Here is an 18039-nt window from a genome sequence, read left to right on the forward strand (position 1 = left end):
GTAAAATTTTGAAGCTGTTAGCCATTAGTTTTTAGTGATTAGTGTTGAAATAAACTTATAGTCAACTTGTTATTTGTTGTTGGGAAGATGACACTCAGCGCACTAAAAACTAACCCCTAATAGCTGCTCGCTACTGATAATATTCCCATTCAGCTTCAGGCAGGTAATCCACCAATGTCTGAGGCGATTTGCTCACCGCTACACGACCTGAGCGAACGAACTCAAGGATCCCGTGTGGTTTGATATAGTCAAAGAATTCAAATATCTCTTCCTCCGAGCCGGTTTTCTGAATAATGACATATGTCAGATGCCAGTATACCACCCATGCCTTATGCACTTTGTTGATCGTTTCGATATCGATTGGTTTTGCTCCAATCGGCGTTGATATCTTGAAAAGAGCGATTTCGTTGAAGGCGATATCATCATTCAGATATCCGAAAACAGCCAATACTTCAATAACCTTACGAATCTGACGAACCAACTTTTCAACTGCTTCTCTGGACTCGTGACGAATGACGATCGTGAAACGGGATATCCCTTTGCGCTCCGTTTCCGATACCGTCAGACTATCGATATTGATACGTCTTCGGGTCAGAATCGTCGTAATTTTATTTAATATCCCAATTGTATTTTCAGTGAAAACACAAATAGTGTAAGTTGTCATGATCTTATATTTTATAGTTTCAAATGTAAAATGATGGCTTAAGTCAATCAGTTTTACATTTACTCTAACCGGATATCTGCCACGCAAGCACCTGTTGGTACCATCGGGAATACGTTTTCTTCTTTTTCAACCAATACTTCCAAAAGATATGGTTTATCCGAAGCGAGCATTTTATCCAACGAATCGTTCAGATCTTCTCTCGCGCCACAGGTATGCCCATCGATACCAAAACCTCTCGCGATTGTGACAAAATCAGGGTTCTGAAGCTCCACAAACGAATAGCGTTTCTGGTGGAAAAGCTGCTGCCACTGCCGTACCATTCCCAAGAAATTGTTATTCAGGATGATAATTTTAACCGGCAAACCGCTCTGTGCAATCGTACCCAATTCCTGAATAGTCATCTGGAAACAACCATCGCCGATAATGGCTACAACTTCGCGATCCGGCGCACCAACTTTTGCTCCAAATGCCGCTGGTAAGGCATATCCCATTGTTCCTAAACCACCGGAAGTGATAAATGAACTTGGCTTTTTGAATTGATAGTAACGCGCTGTCATCATTTGGTGCTGACCCACATCGGCTACTATTACCGCTTCGCCTTTTGTTTTATTGGAAAGTGTACGAATCACTTCCGCCATTTTTATTTTTTCTGTAGTCGGTGCTAGTTCCGGTTGCGTGATCTTCTCATCTTCGATGACCTCGAACTTTTTGAACTCGTTTCTCCAGGCTTCATGACTGTTTTCATTGACAAGTGGAAGCAATGTTTCCAAAACTCTCTTAGCATCACCCACAACCGGAGCGTCCGCCTTCATAATTTTGTCGATTTCGGCCGGATCGATTTCGATATGGACCACTTTTGCCTGTTTGGCATAGCGGCTAAGATCCCCTGTTACACGGTCATCGAAACGCATTCCGACAGCAATGATCAGGTCGCACTGGTTGGTAAGTACGTTTGTACCGTAGTTACCGTGCATTCCCAACCAACCCACATAATTAGGATGATCCACTGATAGCGACGAAAGACCAAGCAGCGTTGAAGCCGCAGGAACGTCCGTTTTTTCAATGAATTTCAATAATTCTTGCTCTGCTCCTGAAATCCGAACGCCGTGCCCAAAGAAAAGGAATGGCTTTTTGGCTTCATTAATTAATTTGGCAGCCGCAGCGATCTGTTCAGGTTTTGCTCCCAAACGAGGTCGGTAACTGATCAGGCTTTCACATTTTTTATATGAAAACTCTTTTGTCATCAGTTTTTGCTGAGCATCCTTCGTGATATCGATTAATACTGGTCCCGGGCGTCCTGATTTTGCGATATAAAATGCCTTCGCAATGATCTCAGGAATTTCGTCCGCGCGTGTGACCTGGTAGTTCCATTTTGTGATCGGAATGGTTACGCCGATCACGTCTGTTTCCTGAAATGCATCAGTTCCGAGCAAATGAGACGCTACTTGTCCCACGATACAAACCATTGGTGTTGAGTCGATTATAGCATCAGCAATACCAGTTACCAGGTTAGTTGCACCAGGCCCGGAAGTAACCATACAAACACCAACCTCTCCAGTAATTCTCGCAAATCCTTCTGCCGCGTGTGCTGCACCCTGTTCGTGACGGACGAGGATATGATTGACCTGATCCTGATAGTCATAAATAGCGTCATACACTGGCATAATAGCTCCGCCCGGGTAACCAAAAATGGTTTCCACTCCTTCCGCAATCAGCGATTGGATAAGAGCATGAGATCCGTTTACAAGCTGAGGCTCTACCACCACCACTTGCTCGTTCAATTCGGATGTTGCTGTTTGTTTTTCGTTAAATTCCATGACTTTCGTTTTTATTTAGTCGGACGAATTTTCAAGATTTTCAATATCATTAATGTCTCTCGCTCTTCCCGCTGCTTTTTTTGCAGTGATTAGATCGTTATAATGAATCAACCTAACTGTTATATTTTCAACAATATGATTGGATGCGTTTTGGTTTGCGAATTCAAATTCCAATCCTTTAAGTTTTGTTATGATGTCAATGGAAACCGGAGGTCGACCAAAAGTAAAAACGTCAAAGTCTGGATTCGCCAAAAAATTGGTCTCGGTCATATCGAACAATGGCATCCCAAACCTTCGAAAAGCCCTGACGATTTTTGTGTAATTATCTTTTGACTTTCTAACCCAAATGTCCATATCTCCGGTCGTTCTGGTATATCCATGCAGGATAACCGAATAACCACCTACCAGAATATATTCAACGTTGTGTTCATTAAACGATCTCAAAAAATCCTGAAAATCATCATTGAATATATTTGCCATTACAAAACATGTTTTCTCATTGAAAACACAGTTTTATCCATTTTTGGAGGATTATTCAAATCAAATTGGAAAGCCACACTGTTCAGATAATTTGCCGCCTGCAATCTTTCACTCAAAGACTTAGGCTGATTTCTGGAATAGTATTTTTCCGTTTCTTCATGTGTTCCCGCATGAAAAACAGATCTGTCCAATTTGAATTGATTTCCTTCCATTCTTTTTCAAGTTATTACGCTTCGTCAGTCACGCAACCTTCACTGGCAGACTTCACCGTGCGGATATATCTGCCTAACATTCCTTTTGTAAAACGTGGCGCTGGCTGAACCCATACCGCTTTTCTTGCCGCCATCTCTTCATCAGATATATGGAGAATCAATTCGCGCGTATTTGCATCTATTGTAATTCTGTCTCCGTCTTTCACAAGGGCGATTGGTCCTCCGTCAAAAGCTTCCGGAGTGATATGGCCTACAACAAAACCGTGTGTACCTCCCGAGAAACGACCGTCGGTGATCAAAGCAATTTTGTCTCCTAATCCCGCTCCCATCACTGCCGAAGTTGGTTTTAGCATTTCCGACATACCTGGGCCTCCTTTTGGACCGGCATTACGGATAACCACCACGTGGCCTGCTTTAATTTCCCCTTTTGAAAGCATGGTAATGATTTCAGACTCATGCTCGCAAACTTTTGCTTCACCGTCGAAAGTCAAACCTTCTTTACCTGTTATTTTGGCTACCGAACCGGTTGGGGCAAGGTTACCATATAGTATTTGAATATGTCCCGTGCTTTTTATGGCTTTATCAACCGGAAACACGATTTTTTGAGTATCAAAATTAAGATCCGGAGCTTCCGCCAAATCTTCCGCTAATGTTCTGCCGGTTACTGTCAGACAGTCGCCATGAATCATGCCGAGAGAATGCAGATATTTCATCACTGCAGGAACCCCACCGATTTGCAGCAAATCTTCCATGAAGTATTTTCCACTTGGCTTGAGGTCGGCAATAAACGGAACACGGTTTGAGATTTCCTGAATTTCGTCCAGCGTTAAAGAAAGGCCTGCGGAACGGGCAATTGCCAGAAAGTGTAGCGTAGCATTGGTTGAACCTCCCAAAGCCATTACTAAAGTCAAAGCATTTTCAAGCGACTTTTTGGTAATGATTTCTTTTGGCGTGATGTTTAGCTCCAGCAATTTCTTCATCGCTGCACCAATTTTTTTACATTCCTCTTGTTTGCCTTCATGCGTAGCAGGATATGAGCTACTGAAAGGCAAACTTAATCCCATCGCCTCAATAGAAGCAGCCATTGTGTTGGCAGTATACATACCACCGCAAGCACCCTGACCTGGAATTGAATTTTGTATAACTCCCTTGAAATCTTCGTCAGAAATATTGTTGGCAAACTTTTTACCCAAAGCTTCGAAAGCAGAAACGATATCCAGTTTTTGACCTTTATAATGTCCTGAACGAATCGTTCCACCATATACCATAATCGCAGGGCGCTCCAAACGGGCCATTGCCATTACTGCTCCCGGCATATTCTTATCACAACCAACCACCGCAATTACACCATCATACCATTGTGCGGAAACAACTGTTTCGATAGAGTCAGCAATGATATCACGGCTTGGAAGAGAATATCTCATTCCATCATTTCCGTTTGTCATACCATCGGAAACACCGATTGTATTAAAAATAAGACCTACCATATCATTGGCAGTGATGCCTTGTTTCACATATACGGAAAGGCCGTTCAAGTGCATATTACAAGGATTGCCTTCATAGCCCGTACTGGCTATACCGATCTGTGGTTTGGCAAAATCTTCTTCTTTCAGCCCGATGCCGTAAAGCATAGCCTGAGCGGCAGGATTGGTTACTTCCTGGGTAAGGGTTTTAGAGAATCTGTTTAATTCGTTCGCCATGGTGATGTTTAAAAATAAAGCACCTCACTCAGTGCGGTGAGTGAGGTGCAAGTATATGACTACATCATCCCACTCACGCCTTTGGCGTGACTACCTTTAGGACTGGAATGAGAATAGTCGTTATCATAAATTCGAGCGTAAACTTTATTAGCAGCGAAATTTCGCTAAATGTTGATTGTTAGTACAAATTAGAAGGGTATCTTTTTATTTTCCAAATATTCGTCGAATTATTTGTTGATTATCTTCGATAAATACCAAATCTTTCTTAATTGAATGAAGGTTTGGGGAAAAGAATTAATTTTGATATCGAAAAATGACCATATTCTATGCTTACTACTGAATCGGAATCCTATTATAACAACCTCGAGAGAATGAGCGTTGGCGATATTCTCACCTCAATTAATAAGGAAGATAAAACGGTTCCCTTGGCTGTGGAGCGGTCACTTCCTCAGATTGAGGCACTTGTGGAGCAGATCGTCCCTAGGATGAAAGCGGGTGGGCGCTTGTTTTATATTGGTGCAGGAACCAGCGGGCGACTGGGTGTCGTAGATGCTTCTGAATGTCCGCCCACCTTCGGAGTTCCGTTTGACCTTGTAGTGGGCATTATCGCCGGGGGTGATAAAGCGATCAGAAAAGCAGTTGAAAATGCAGAGGATGACTGGAATCAAGCCTGGCTCGACCTTGTGCCATATAAGCTAAATACAAATGATACACTTATCGGAATAGCTGCTTCGGGCAGAACGCCATATGTAATTGGCGGATTGAATGAAGCGCAGAAAGCTGGCCTGTTGACTGGCTGTGTTGTATGCAACAGCGGATCTGCAGTTGCAGCGGCTGCGGAATTTCCGGTTGAAGTAGTTGTGGGCCCGGAATTTTTGACGGGCAGTACAAGAATGAAATCGGGCACTGCTCAGAAACTGGTGCTTAATATGATTTCAACTGCAGTGATGATCCGTTTAGGAAAAGTGAAAGGGAATAAAATGGTTGATATGCAGTTGACCAATGAAAAGTTGGTAGGCAGAGCCATTCATATGATCATCGACGAACTGGGCGTATCACCTGACGAAGCAGAATCGCTTTTGGAAGAACACGGTAGCGTAAGGAATGTGATTAATGCGGTGAGGAAGTAGCCTATCATGCCTGTTTGTAGCCGCAGTCGAAACACTGGCACGTCCTTCAAATCATTGCTGATACGAATGGGACATCATCCCTTTCGAGGAATTCATATATCTTCCTTGTGGCAAATTCAGCCTATTAACGTCTTAGCTTCAGAGTTATAGATAACTTATTGCTGTAGCTCGACCTATAGAACGATAAATATTCTAATCATATGGACGAAGTTCACGAGTCGTATGTTTTAAACTCAATGAAAAGCCAATATCGCGTTGAACTGTTGAGTTCGGAAAATGGGAAACAGTATGTTACGATTAATCAAAGAACCCAATCTAACCTCAGGTCGGATATTTTCAGTGAAGTAAAAATTCATCCAGATGTATTGGATGATTTCATTGATTCACTGCAAAAAATCCAGAAAAATATCGCTGAAACCGCTCCGAAGAAAACACGAACATATTTAGAAAGAAATAAGGGAGAAGTCATTTATAGATACTTAAATAAAAAATTGGAGCTGGAAGAACTTGCGGTCCAATTTCGCTGCTCCGTTGATGATATAAGGCTTTTCTTGGAAAAAGAAGGAATTCCTGTAATGACCAATAAAATGCCTTCTCCCAGCAAAAGAAGTTGGCGACGAAAACGACGAAGTAGTTAACAGCTTGCTTTTACCAGTTTATACAGGACGTGTAATGATCTCAACCTAATGTCCAGTTCCTGACAAAACCTGACCAAGTCATTCTATTCAAAATACCGCCTGATCTATATACCCAACACAATCTTCCCAAACTGCTGACCGGAGTCCATATATCTTAGTGCTTGCTCGGCTTCTTCAAGTGGAAATACTTTGTCAATTACGGGGACGATTTGCTTTTCTTCGACAAACCTGACCATATCTTCAAATTCCTTTTCAGTACCCATTGTAGTTCCCAGAATATTAAGTTGTTTGAAAAATATTTTGGCTGGAACAAGATCTGTGATGTTTCCGGTACCACCACCGTAAAAGCAAATTCGGGCGCCGGGTGCCGCGATATCAATTAGCTTTGAAAACCCTGAACCTCCTGCACTATCAATAATGACATTAAAATACCCCAGTTTAGTACCTCTCGCCTTTACCAACAGGTCGCGAAACCAGGTTGGATTTTTGTAGTTGATACCACCTTTTGCACCCAATTGAACTGCTTTGCTGATTTTTTCATCCGAACCTGATGTTACCCAAACTTCGGCGCCGGCAGCAACCGCCAGTTGAACGGCAACGAGCGCAACTCCCCCGCCGGCACCGGTTATCAGAACTTTATCGTTTGCTCTTAATTCGGATCTGGAAAACAATGCCCGCCACGCAGTCAGGCCAGCCATTGGTAGACAAGCGGCTTCTTCGAAACTCAGATGAGCTGGCTTGGGCACCAGATATTTGGATTCGATTTTTACGAATTCAGCAAATGTCCCGTTGTCGGGCATTCCCAAAATTTTGTGATCTTCGGAATAATGGGAAGTGCTATCTCCCCAATTGTGGGAAGGATTGATGATCACTTCCTTTCCAACCCATTCGCTTGAAACGCCTTCCCCAACTTCAGATACAACACCGGCTCCATCTGAGCCGACAATGAGCGGCGTTATAATTCGGGGATATAATCCTTTCTGGATCCAAACATCACGGTGGTTAAGAGAAGCAGCTCTCAGGTTGACGATTACTTCGCCTGCTCCTGGTTTTGGTTGCTCTACTTGCTGTATATGAAGAGGTTCGTGCAGTGTATGGAGAATGGCGGCTTTCATTGGATTGAAAATTAAGATACCACAGTATTAAATATCAGAGTATTCTGTTGGAAACAAAAAAAGCTGGATGTTTTTGGAAACATTGTTCTGATATTCCGGCATCACTTTCACCTTATTCCATTCCGGATCGTCGGTAAATGATTTCCAGTGCGCATCACGGGACGCTTTATCTGAAAAGGTGGTCAGATACATCAGGTTCGGCATAGTTTTTCCAGCAATTACTTCCCCGTAGAAAACAGGATTAAAGCCAAGACGGTCAAAAATTCCAACTTCATTTCCGTCGTTGAACATTTTTACTTTATTCCGGTAAATTTTTTCTGTGTGACTTTGATAACTTCTTAGCTCATATATCCGGTCTTTTTTCGGTGAATCCAGTTTCGGAAGTGCCAAATTCGGACGAAGTTCAAATGCCTGAAGTACAGTGCTTTCTATTCTTTGATAAGGAATATTGTTGTAAGCCGCGTCGATATAGTCCTTTCCATCAGCCAAATATTTCTGATCTTTTGCCAGTTTTTGAGGCAGAGAAAGAAGCTGATCCAGCGATTTCAAGGGTGTTAGTACATATATTAATTTACCCGCAGCTGTATCCGTGGCGACGGGTTTAAAAACACCGATCGTTTTAACTCCTGCACGGTGCATTGCCGGAATATAGGCGTCGCGAAGATAATTTTCTACACGAGTTTCCTGGTCACTGTTGGCGACGCGATACATTTTAATCTCGTAATATTCTCGCTTGGGAGGTGCTGAAAAAGCAGCAATAGTTAGTAATGCGAACACAAACGTCGCAAGTGGTCTGAAGGTATTGGCAGGCATGTAAAACATTTTTTAAGAGAAATTCGTAACTTCTCAATAAAGCGGCATATGGCACGACCTTACTCTACCTTTCAGGATTCTGTACTACTCGGTTGAAGTTTTAACCCGCTAGAATTTAGGGCAGGATAGCTGATGCTTTTGAGTTTTCGGCCTTTTAGGTTTTGAATTTAGGGGCTCGAAAATATAGGATAGTGATATTTCATGAGCACCGCCGCTGCCCGCTCCCAGCGTGGAAATGGTAAGGTCATAGCTATATCCGATCGAGAATTTGTCTTGCCGGAAACCTGCCAAAAATATCAACGACTCGTGATTGTTGATACTCTGCTCATATTTTTTGAAAGGAATACCACGATACCAGGCACCCAATACCAAAGGTTCGATTGTTACATATAAGCCTGCATCCAACTGATCGAATTTCCCCTGTTTTTTATATAGAATGGCAGGTGATATCGTTTTTTCCTTATTGATTTCGTTCCCCAAAAATGTATAACCGGCAAAAGGAATGCGCAAGCCTGCTTGAAGACTTGCTTTTACAGGGAGTCTTGCAGGATTATCGGAAAACGATTGATCCGGACGATTGAGGTGGTGGGCTGAGGCTCCAATCCAGTACCAATCAGAATACAGCATTCCGCCTGCAGAAAAATCTGCATAAAAAACATTCGGTCCGCCTACTCCAAACGGATCCTGAGTGGGTTGCCCGGTTAAGCCATTGTTGTCGTACTGGTCTCCGAATGTCAGACCGTAGTAATCAAGTGTTCTGGAGGCAATTCCGCCTTGAATTCCCAGTCTCAGAGATGTGGTTTCAGTAATTCCAATTTGATAAGAATATTGTAAACCAGCTTCTGTGGATTTCAAATTGCCCAATCCCTGGCTATCCATTGTAACCAGCACACCCAGCCCGCTATTGTAATTCGGGAGGAATACATCGGCTCCGAATGTGGTGGTAACAAAGTTTGCTGAAAGCGAAGGCCACTGATTTCGATAGTTGATAGTTGCACGCGGTGCAAGCGCACCACCTGCAAGAGCAGGGTTGAGATACAGCGGGTTAGCATAAAATTGTGAAAATTGTGGGTCTTGACTCCAACCTTTCACAGAGATTAATGTCAATATCAAAAGTGCGAGTATACGCTTTGTCATATAGTTCCTAAGTAAACGTCTCCTACATCCGTCTGAAAGCCAGAAACGGGGTTCAAAAATTAGCAATTATTTTCACAAATTATCGTCAAATTGCGTACTATTATTCAAGATACGGACATATTTTATGATTTTAGGTCACAAAATTTTAATGTGGAAATTTCGTTAGGATGATTGTGAAATATCCACATCTTATTTGACGGGATTAGGGGCGTTTGATTTAGTAACGAACATGAGTCAACATTATAATATAATCCAAAGGAATTTTTATTGGCTTTTGCTTCTTATGACGCTGGCAGGGAGACTTGCCAATGCTCAGACGCCTTTTTTAGTGTCCGGGCAATGTATGCAAAACCCGGACTGCCAGGCGGATTCTACCTCATTCAGGGATACCGTCAGCACTGCAACCGCCTGGCGGTGGACTTTTGGTGAAGGGACAGCCACTGACAACCGAAAGGCGCCGCAATATTCATATGCCTCGCCTGGTACGTACACGGTCACGCTTGCAAGAACATTGAAGAACGGTTCTGTCGAAAACGTTACTCAGAGTATACTCATCGGCGCATTACCTCCGGCATTTCAACAATGGAGAACTGATACTACAATTTGCCCTGGTGATACGATTACCCTGGATCCCTATCCCAATGGTGCGCCTGAAGGAGCAAAATATATATGGTATCCGAAGGGTGATACTACCCAAACGCTGCGAGTCGACAGTTCCGGTTGTTATTCGGTTGAAGTGATCATAGATGGTTGTAAAATACAAGATAGGATTAATGTCAAGATCTGTATGGAGCCGGCCGCACAGGAAGGTTCCAAATGGTACTTTGGAGGAAATGCAGGTCTTAATTTTTCGAGTTCACCACCGGCTCCTCTAACGGACGGAAAGGCCAATGCTCCGGAAGGGGTTTCGTCCATTGCCAATTCTAAAGGAGTACTACTCTTTTACTCGGATGGAGTCAAGATATACAATAAAGATCACGAGGAAATGACCTGTTTCGGGCTCGCCAATTGCGAGCCACTCAAGGGAGGGCCAAATTCCACGCAGTCGGTTCTTATTGTGCCGCAGCCGACTTGTAAAGGTTGCGAATACCTTTACAATGTATTCACAACATCGGATATCAATGGGCAGAAGTTGCTGACTGTGAGTGTTGTAGATATGCGGAGAAACAATGGAAAAGGGGCTATTATTGAGCAAAATACCACTTTACAACAACCGACAACGGAACGTATCGCTTCGGTTCGAAATGATCGTGATAGTACCTATTGGGTTGTAACTCACGATTATGGGACAAATCTTTTTCGGGTTTATCATGCTACCACAGGAGGACTTGTAGAATCAGGAACTTTCCCGTTGGGTATGGTTCAGGATACAACAACCGAAGCGGAAGGGTATATGAAATTTACGGCGGCGGATACGTTGACTGGAGAACGTACTTTGGCAGTGGTTGTACCAGGCCCACCAGAAAACCATGTGGAGCTGTTTAGTTTCAATGACTCTACTGGTGTTCTCACCTATAAAAAAACACTGGATTTAGGACCGGCTCCCCCCACGGCATATGGTGTTGAGTTTTCGCCAAGTGGTGAAAAGATGTATGTTACATTTCAGGGAAAGGATGGGACGAGCAGTTATTTAAAGCAATATGATCTCACATTGCCCGATTCGCTGATTGTTGAAACGGCGATTACGATCGACAGTTCTGCTACTGAAAAGTTTGGAGCGCTGCAGATTGCGTCGGATGGTAAGATATATATGGCCATTCAGGATAGCGAGTACCTCGCCGTCATCAATGAGCCTGAACGTGATTCTTATAGCACGATCGAGTATGAGCGGGAAGGGGCAAATCTTGGTGGTAAAAACAGTTCCCTTGGATTGCCCAATATGGTTCAGGATTTTACACAGGACGCCTCCGGGCCCGGCTTTGAAGCCGACGGGTTTTGTACCAATGAACCTACAACTTTTACTGCCAGTCCGATTTGTGACCCCAAGAAGGATACCTATCAGTGGGATTTTATGGGGGATGGCAATTTCTCGGCACCCACTCAGGAAACGACTGCGAAATTTACCTACACCAAAGCAGGTACTTATATGGTAGGTCTGAAGGCAAGCAATGAATGTACAGATACACTTATTATCCAAGAGGTTACGATATATGACACTCCCGCGGCCATTGATTTAGGGCCGGATAAAGATACCTGCGGTGCGTATGTTCCTTTGGATATCAAGGTACAGGCCGAGAATTATTTGTGGTTATATAGAGGAAGAGTGGTGAGCCGTCAGCAAAAGTATAATGCAACAGCAACCGGTAGATATATCGGCGTTGCATATAGCGATCCGGATGGAGATTGTTTCGTAGCCGACACTATTGAAATTACTTTGAGAAAACCGCCAGCCTTTGATATCGGGCAGGATACCACCCTTTGTCGCGACAGCTCAATTGTGCTGAGTGTGGAAAGTCAGAGATGGATTGAATTTGCGTGGAGTACTGGTGAAACCACAAGAGATATTACGGTAAGAAACCCCGGCTCATATTTTGTTGTCGTGAAGGACCGTAATGATTGTTACAATTCTGATACGCTTCTGGTGGGGGAAAGACCTTCACCGATATTGAATTTGCCACCAGAGTATATCATTTGTCTTCCAGATGGTAATTCCGTTATACTAGATGCCGGGGGAGTCGGTGATCTCGAATATGACTGGCCGGCTTCTGGTGATACTACAAGGACAATCACTGTAAATAAGGAGGGGACCTACACCGTGTTGGCCACCAATAGCGAGGGATGTGTTTCGCAAAAATCTACGGCGGTAATCGATAAATGTGAGCCAAGATTTTTTATTCCGGAAGCATTCACGCCGGATGGAGAAGGTAATAATGAAGTTTTAAACGTCTACGGAGCATATTTTACGAATTTCAATATGCGGGTTTACAGCAGATGGGGAGAAGTGATATTTGCTACTGACAGTGCAGAAAAGAGATGGGACGGAACATATAAGGGGTTAAAAGTGCAGCCGGGTGTATATGCATATGTCATCAGCTACGAGGCCCTGTATTTCCCGGAACGTGCACCAATTTTGAAAAGAGGCTCTATACTCTTGATTCGTTAATAGTTCGAAAATCACTAAAAAACGGTTATTTTTGGAGTTGTAAGGGTTTTCCCTTACCCAAATTAAACGTGTAAATATGCGCCAGGATTATATGACCGGAGATAAGGAGAAGCTTTCCAATACGGAAATGGAGGTAGAAAAGGCGCTCCGGCCATTGACTTTCGACGACTTTAGTGGACAGGATAAAATTCTTGAAAACCTTAAGATTTTCGTTCAGGCCGCCCGGCAACGAGGCGAAGCCCTGGATCATGTGCTACTTCATGGACCTCCGGGTTTAGGCAAAACAACCCTATCCAATATCATCGCAAACGAGCTCGGGTCGGGGATTAAAATTACGTCAGGTCCAGTACTGGATAAACCAAGTGATTTGGCTGGTTTGCTTACCAATTTGCAGGAGTTTGACGTCCTTTTTATTGATGAAATCCACCGCCTGAATCCGGTTGTGGAAGAATACTTGTACTCCGCAATGGAAGATTACAAGATCGATATCATGCTCGACAGCGGACCGAATGCCCGAAGTATTCAGATCGGTTTGAATCAGTTTACGCTGATTGGGGCCACCACCCGTGCCGGTATGCTCACTTCTCCGCTTAGGGCGAGATTTGGTATCAATTCCCGGCTGGAATACTATGACGCAGTATTGCTTACGAAGATATTAAAACGCTCGGCAGCTATATTGAATACTCCTATCGAAGACGACGCGGCTTATGAAATTGCACGCCGAAGCCGCGGAACTCCTCGTATTGCGAACAATCTGCTCAGGAGAACCCGCGACTTCGCTCAGGTAAAAGGCGACGGACGCATTACAATTCCAATTGCTGAAATGGCCTTGGCTGCGCTGGACGTGGATCAGAATGGGTTGGATGAGATGGATAATCGGATATTAAGTACGATTGTACATAAATTCAAAGGCGGACCGGTAGGCTTATCGACCATTGCAACTGCCTGCGGTGAAGAGGCTGAAACTATTGAAGAAGTTTATGAGCCTTTCCTTATTCAGGAAGGTTATATGAAACGTACTTCGCGTGGTCGTGAAGTTACTGAAAAAGCTTTCCGACATTTGGGAGTGATGCCCAGACATCGGTCGGGAGAGTTATTTTAAGGTTTCGATAATTACTTTTTATCGGCGATTTTTGACTTCTCGTCAACCGGGGAGTCAGAAATCGCTTTTTTATGAAAACCTGAGCAGAGAATATTGGCATATACTTTTGGTAACCAGCTTTATAATTGACTCAGATGTAGTACTTTTGCGGTTAATTAAGCGTTGACCCACCAACATATGATCGAGACCATAGTTTCTGTAAAGCTGATTGTGAGAGTTCCATGTGCTGTGATAGAACATAATGGTAAGGTCTTGGCTGCTCAAAGGAGAAGAGATTTCTCTTTCCCTCTGAAATGGGAATTTCCCGGAGGTAAACAGGAAGACAACGAAACCGACGAGGAAACCCTTTACCGGGAAATTAAAGAAGAGCTCGATGTCGAAATCGAGATATTGGATAGACTTCCTGAAACTCCAAAAGATCAGGGCTGGCGCGAGATCATTCTTGTCCCATTTGTTTGTCGCCTCAGATCGGAAAGAATAAGCCTTACAGAGCACGAACAGATACAATGGCTTGAGCCTTCGGAGTTATCTGACCTCGACTGGACGGAAGCGGATCTCGACGTAATCGAGAACTATAAAACCTACATGAAGTCTTACTCAACCTTGAGATGATAACTTTTGCTATCTGTTGAAATTGAGTCTTTTCCCATTCACAGATTCATCGAAAGTACCATTTTCGTAAGCAACGTGCCCCGACACGATAGTATGCGTTACTTTTGAATGGAAGTTGACACCTTCGAAAGGTGACCAACCACATTTAGAATATATATTTTCCGGAGAAACAGAGGTTTCTTTCTCTAAATCGACAAGCGCAAGATCAGCCCAGTAACCTTCGCGAATATATCCTCTATCAGAAATCTGGAAACAGTCTGCGACAGAGTGCGCCATTTTCTCAACAACTTTTTCGAATGAAATTTTTCCTTGTTTGACCAACTCAAGCATCACATTCAGCGAATGCTGCACAAGTGGCAAACCTGAGGGAGAGCTCCAGTAGGGTTGTGCTTTTTCTTCGATCGTGTGGGGAGCATGATCAGTTGCAATTACATCTATGCGATCATCCAGCAACGCTTGCAATATCTGCTCTTTATGGTGCGGAGCTTTGATAGCCGGATTGCATTTGATTTTATTACCTAGTGTACGATAATCTTCCGAATCAAACCAGAGATGGTGAACACAAGCTTCGGCGGTAACCAATTTCGGCTGACCGTCGGCCAGAACTATACTTCCGTTTTTGCGAAACCCCTTTTCGAAAAGTACAACCTCGTCGCCTGTTGATATATGTAGTATATGCAGTCTGGTACCATGCTTGTGAGCAAGCGCGCTCGCAAATGAAGAAGAAGTAAGACAAGCCTCTTCGTTCCGGATCAAAGCGTGAATATTATAAGGCACATTGTCCCCGTAGAGCTCTTTGAAGTATTCCATACGCTGTCTGACAGTCGGCTCGTCTTCGCAGTGCGTGGCGATGATACAAGGGGCATTCGCGAATAGCCTTTCCAATACGTCCGGTGCGTCAACCAGCATATTACCCGTGGAAGAGCCCATGAATATCTTAATACCACATACGTGCTGTTTGTCCGTCTTCATTACTTCCTCATAATTATCATTGGAAGCACCCATAAAAAATGAGTAGTTGGCAAGCGATGATCGTGAGGCGATTTGATACTTATCTTCCAGTAAGGATTGCGTTAGCGCGTTCGGAACAGTATTTGGCATTTCCATAAATGAGGTAGTACCGCCTGCAACAGCGGCACGTGCTTCCGTATGGATAGTAGCCTTATGCGTCAAGCCGGGCTCACGAAAGTGTACCTGATCGTCGATGATCCCAGGAATGAGATATTTTCCTTTGGCATCAATCACCTTATCTGCCGAGAGGCTTTGCAAATCCCTTCCTATCTTCTCAATGTGACCGTCACTTATAAGTACGTCAGATTCCTGAATGACATTTTCATTGACAGTACGGGCATTGAGGATAAGCATTTTCATAGACAAGCGGGAAAAGTTATGTCGCAAAGGTATTGACCCTTTTGATTTTTGCCTAAAAGAGCTGAATAAATATGAATCTAATTTCCATTTTTCAGGATTTCGTGGATCTGGTTTTTCCAAGGACTTGTGAGGCATGTGATGCCTCACTGATAGGAAACGAAATGCTGATATGCACGAGTTGTCGCATCAATCTGCCTCGTGCCAGCGATGAAAGCCTACATGCAGGAAAAGTGAATTTAAAATTTGTCCATTTTCCTGAAGTGATATCAACCAAAGCGTTCTTATCATTTAGTAAAAAAGGTAAAGTTCAAAAGCTTCTGCACGGAATCAAATATGAAGGCAGGAAGGAGACTGCCTTACTATTAGGGCAGATGTTTGGAGTGGAAATGGAAACAAATAGCAAGATTTCCACGTCAGCATTGATCGTATCTGTTCCCCTCCACCCCAAGAAATTGAAGAGCAGAGGGTATAATCAAAGCGATTTGATTGCGGAAGGGATATCCAAAGCGACAGGAATACCGTGGTCAGGAACGGTATTGAAAAGGATTAAAAATACAGAAACTCAGACTGGCAAAGGAAGAAATGAACGGCGGGAAAATGTCAAAGGGGTGTTTGAGTTGAACGAAGCTATATCCGAGAAGTGCATTATCATTGTCGACGATGTTTTGACGACTGGAGCTACTTTGGAAGAATGTATGGAAGTTTTGAAAGCGGCAGGATGTACATCATTTCATGTCAGAGCAATCGCTGTAGCGAATCATTGATATAACAAAAAAGGGTTGCCATTGAGGCAACCCTTTTTTGTTATATCAATTTTCTTATTACTTCTTTTTTCCAGTTTGGCCGGTAGCAATCATTGCACAACGGAAACCAACCATAGCAGTTGCAGAATCCTGATCCATGTAACGACGAGTTCCAGGAGATAGCCAGTAGGCTACGTCAGCCCACGATCCACCTTTATACACTCGTAGTTTATCATCAACCATAGAGTTACTGTTTTTGGTATCATAATTTTTAGCCTCATCCTGATATCCATTGCGACGGAATGAGTTAAGATCGTTTACATCGCTGTTTGACAAAGGACGGTAAACATCATATACCCACTCACTAACGTTACCTGCCATATCATACAGACCATTGTCGTTTGCAGGATATGACCGAATTTCCTGAGTGATGATAGCTCCATCGTTAGATTTACCTGCTATACCGGCATAATCACCAGGGCCACGTTTGAAGTTGGCAAGCATCGTTCCTTGTTTACGGCCACGAGGCTGACGCATTGTGGAACCATCCCAAGGGTAAATTCTTGAATTAGCCTGATTTTCATCAGCGTATTGAGTTCCGATCATTGCCATCGCAGCATATTCAAATTCTGCTTCGGTTGGAAGACGGTATGGCGGCATTACATATCCACTTTCAATAGTCATTTGAGGAGCAGCTGCTGCGACTTCAGCGTTCACTGCTTTTTTCTTCTTGCCGAATGAAAGCCCTTTTTTCTTGCCTGATGTAGAGCCTTTGCTATTGTTAGCCATCTGAACGGCAGATGTACGCCAAGCGCTGTAATCATTGGCTTGAACCCATGAAACTCCGACTACTGGATACAGACGGAAGCCAGGGTGGCGCAGATACATCGTTACATATGAGTCGTTAAATGACAACTCGTTGAACCATACAGTTGTATCAGGCAATGCTTTTGAATAAAACTCTTCTGACGAATCTTTCTGAACAGCGTTCAAATATTCAAGATAGTGAACATTTGCAACCTCTGTCTCATCCATATAAAAAGACTGGATACTTACAGTTCTCTTCGGGTTGTCACGTCTAATCATTACATCTTCTTCAAGTGAACCCATCGTGAAACGGCCACCTTCGATGTAAATCAAATCCGGACCTGCCGGCAATGCTTTGTATTGCTTCACCTGAAAACCATCTTTTCCATTGTAATCAAGACCAGTTTTTGAACTGGTTTTACCTGGTTTAAGGCTGGTTTCCTTTTTCTTGCTACACGCGGTAATTGCCAGTAATACAATCAGAATCAGCGCGATTGACCTGGTACCTGTCTTATACATGCAAATCATTGCTTTAAAGTGACTTTAATGGATGGTTTTTATAGTATGCGAATCCGCAAATTTATGAAATCAAATC

Annotated in this window: 16 protein-coding genes; 6 read left to right on the plus strand and 10 right to left on the minus strand. The window is 43.4% G+C overall.

Annotated elements, in window-relative coordinates:
- Positions 1-130: 130 nt before the first annotated feature.
- From ilvN to ilvD, 5 genes are read right to left on the minus strand one after another with little or no spacing between them, the layout of a single operon-like run.
- On the minus strand, positions 131-664 hold the full coding sequence (gene ilvN / locus AC1XUD_RS09245; RefSeq protein ID WP_483360694.1) for an acetolactate synthase small subunit: 534 nt from the start codon (positions 662-664) through the stop codon (positions 131-133).
- A gap of 59 nt (positions 665-723) precedes the next feature.
- Positions 724-2481, minus strand: a complete 1758-nt coding sequence (gene ilvB / locus AC1XUD_RS09250; protein ID WP_483360695.1) for a biosynthetic-type acetolactate synthase large subunit — start codon at positions 2479-2481, stop codon at positions 724-726.
- Positions 2482-2496: 15 nt separating this feature from the next.
- Positions 2497-2961 (minus strand): DUF6036 family nucleotidyltransferase, encoded by a 465-nt coding sequence (locus AC1XUD_RS09255; protein WP_483360696.1) that lies wholly within the window; start codon positions 2959-2961, stop codon positions 2497-2499.
- Positions 2961-3173, minus strand: coding sequence for a hypothetical protein (locus AC1XUD_RS09260; RefSeq protein WP_483360697.1), 213 nt, complete (start codon positions 3171-3173; stop codon positions 2961-2963). The genes AC1XUD_RS09255 and AC1XUD_RS09260 overlap by 1 nt, the downstream gene beginning before the upstream one ends.
- Before the next feature lie 14 nt (positions 3174-3187).
- On the minus strand, positions 3188-4873 hold the full coding sequence (gene ilvD / locus AC1XUD_RS09265) for a dihydroxy-acid dehydratase (RefSeq protein WP_483360698.1): 1686 nt from the start codon (positions 4871-4873) through the stop codon (positions 3188-3190).
- Between the two features lie 326 nt (positions 4874-5199).
- On the opposite strand from ilvD, the gene murQ reads away from it, so the two are divergent.
- Positions 5200-6003: an N-acetylmuramic acid 6-phosphate etherase gene (murQ, locus tag AC1XUD_RS09270; RefSeq protein ID WP_483360699.1), complete on the plus strand. Its 804-nt coding sequence runs from the start codon at positions 5200-5202 to the stop codon at positions 6001-6003.
- A gap of 200 nt (positions 6004-6203) precedes the next feature.
- Positions 6204-6641, plus strand: coding sequence for a hypothetical protein (locus AC1XUD_RS09275; protein ID WP_483360700.1), 438 nt, complete (start codon positions 6204-6206; stop codon positions 6639-6641).
- A 104-nt stretch (positions 6642-6745) separates the two neighbouring features.
- On the opposite strand, the gene AC1XUD_RS09280 is transcribed toward AC1XUD_RS09275, so the two are convergent.
- From AC1XUD_RS09280 to AC1XUD_RS09290, 3 genes are all read right to left on the minus strand, one after another.
- Positions 6746-7756: a quinone oxidoreductase family protein gene (locus tag AC1XUD_RS09280; RefSeq protein ID WP_483360701.1), complete on the minus strand. Its 1011-nt coding sequence runs from the start codon at positions 7754-7756 to the stop codon at positions 6746-6748.
- 27 nt (positions 7757-7783) lie between these two features.
- Positions 7784-8569, minus strand: a complete 786-nt coding sequence (locus tag AC1XUD_RS09285) for an NIPSNAP family protein (RefSeq protein ID WP_483360702.1) — start codon at positions 8567-8569, stop codon at positions 7784-7786.
- 108 nt (positions 8570-8677) lie between these two features.
- Positions 8678-9706, minus strand: coding sequence for a PorP/SprF family type IX secretion system membrane protein (locus AC1XUD_RS09290; RefSeq protein WP_483360703.1), 1029 nt, complete (start codon positions 9704-9706; stop codon positions 8678-8680).
- A gap of 283 nt (positions 9707-9989) precedes the next feature.
- Here AC1XUD_RS09290 and AC1XUD_RS09295 point away from each other — a divergent pair, with 283 nt between their 5' ends.
- The 3 genes from AC1XUD_RS09295 (at position 9990) to AC1XUD_RS09305 (ending at position 14523) form a co-directional block, all read left to right on the plus strand.
- Positions 9990-12809, plus strand: coding sequence for a PKD domain-containing protein (locus AC1XUD_RS09295; RefSeq protein ID WP_483360704.1), 2820 nt, complete (start codon positions 9990-9992; stop codon positions 12807-12809).
- 76 nt (positions 12810-12885) lie between these two features.
- Complete coding sequence (gene ruvB, locus AC1XUD_RS09300; protein ID WP_483360705.1) at positions 12886-13911, plus strand: Holliday junction branch migration DNA helicase RuvB; 1026 nt, start codon at positions 12886-12888, stop codon at positions 13909-13911.
- Between the two features lie 177 nt (positions 13912-14088).
- The gene (locus AC1XUD_RS09305) at positions 14089-14523 is read left to right on the plus strand and encodes a (deoxy)nucleoside triphosphate pyrophosphohydrolase (protein ID WP_483360706.1); all 435 of its coding nucleotides are present in this window, start codon (positions 14089-14091) and stop codon (positions 14521-14523) included.
- A gap of 9 nt (positions 14524-14532) precedes the next feature.
- Here the strand turns inward: AC1XUD_RS09305 and AC1XUD_RS09310 are convergent, their stop codons facing one another.
- Positions 14533-15894 carry a dihydroorotase gene (locus AC1XUD_RS09310; protein ID WP_483360707.1) on the minus strand — a complete coding sequence of 454 codons (1362 nt, stop codon included), beginning with the start codon at positions 15892-15894 and terminating at the stop codon, positions 14533-14535.
- A 71-nt stretch (positions 15895-15965) separates the two neighbouring features.
- Here AC1XUD_RS09310 and AC1XUD_RS09315 point away from each other — a divergent pair, with 71 nt between their 5' ends.
- A complete protein-coding gene (locus tag AC1XUD_RS09315; protein WP_483360708.1) occupies positions 15966-16658 on the plus strand; it encodes a ComF family protein in 693 nt (230 codons plus the stop codon).
- A gap of 57 nt (positions 16659-16715) precedes the next feature.
- On the opposite strand, the gene gldJ is transcribed toward AC1XUD_RS09315, so the two are convergent.
- Positions 16716-17963, minus strand: a complete 1248-nt coding sequence (gene gldJ / locus AC1XUD_RS09320) for a gliding motility lipoprotein GldJ (protein ID WP_483360709.1) — start codon at positions 17961-17963, stop codon at positions 16716-16718.
- Positions 17964-18039: the final 76 nt, after the last annotated feature.

The sequence above is a fragment of the Dyadobacter sp. HNCC25DJ184 genome, from assembly GCF_056895215.1.